General features: G+C 66.0%; 1 rRNA gene. It reads right to left on the reverse strand.

The window, feature by feature from the left end:
• Positions 1–997: 997 nt before the first annotated feature.
• Positions 998–1,114, reverse strand: a 5S ribosomal RNA gene (rrf, locus tag ACLJQZ_RS48515).
• Positions 1,115–1,124 lie beyond the last annotated feature (10 nt).

Consider the following 1,124-nt stretch of genomic DNA (forward strand, 5'->3'; position numbering starts at 1 on the left):
TCAAGCCATCGACCACGGCCTACGCTGGTCTGCCTGGCGTCGTCGACACCAGGCAGACGCCCGACGACACCACGTCAGACGACGCCTTCGGCTGCAAATGATAGAGATCTAGCCCTGTAGTACTAGGCGCTGATCAAGCAAGCCGCGGTTCAGTCCTCATCCGGGCCAAGTCCGTGAGCCAGCTGCTGCAGCCCGACCCGGGCACTATCCGCGGCCAGCCCAGTGAGCCAGCCGCTGTAGCCGAGCAGGAGCCCATCGATCCCTCTGCCGGCGCGAGAGCTCTATCGGCCAGCCACTCGGCGATCCGCTATCGGAGCGGGACCCAGTGACCACTCGGCGGTCCGGTGCCAGCGCAGGACCCGGCCGCCGGCAAGGCTCCCGGCCCCCACGTACTCAGGAATGGCAGCTGGCATGGCCGGCTTGGTACCTGCCCACGGGCCGCAGGCATATCCGACAGGACATCGACAACGTGCGGAGAGGCATTGCCCGCGACTGGCGACGTGTCTCGCATGAACCGCGAGGCATCTCTCGTGACAGGGCGGGCGTCACCTGTGCCCCCAGCGGGCATCACCTGGATCGTGAGGCCGGGAGCAGTGTGCCGGGGTGATCGGAGCCGCAACTCACGTGATCCTGCACGGATCCCGCGTGATCCCGGCCGGTTCTCGCGTGAGTGAAGCCGAGCTCGCGCACCGTGCGAGGCAGCTCGCACGCCCGAAGAGTCTGCGCCGTCCTCAGCCGGTCGGCTCGCGTACCCAGCCGGTCGGCTCGCGCACCTGGACAGTCGGCTCGCGTATTCAGTCGGTCGGCTCCCGTGATTGAAGCGCCAGCACCCGTGATCCGGGCGCCAGCACCTGTGACCAGACGGTCAACTCGCGTGATTGAGAGGTCGACACGACGTCGGCCGCGGTGCCGGCCACTCGGGTCTTGGGCATAAGAAAAGGGCCTGGCCGGGAGAACCGTGGTTCTCAACCGGGCCAGGCCCTTCCCTCAACAAAATGTTCGGCGGTGTCCTACTCTCCCACAACCCTTCGGTTGCAGTACCATCGGCGCTGTCAAGCTTAGCTTCCGGGTTCGGAATGGGACCGGGCGTTTCCCTGACGCTAAAACCACCGAAACACTATCAA

Origin of the sequence: Amycolatopsis sp. cmx-8-4, assembly GCF_046548675.1 — a bacterium.
GTDB lineage: Bacteria > Actinomycetota > Actinomycetes > Mycobacteriales > Pseudonocardiaceae > Amycolatopsis.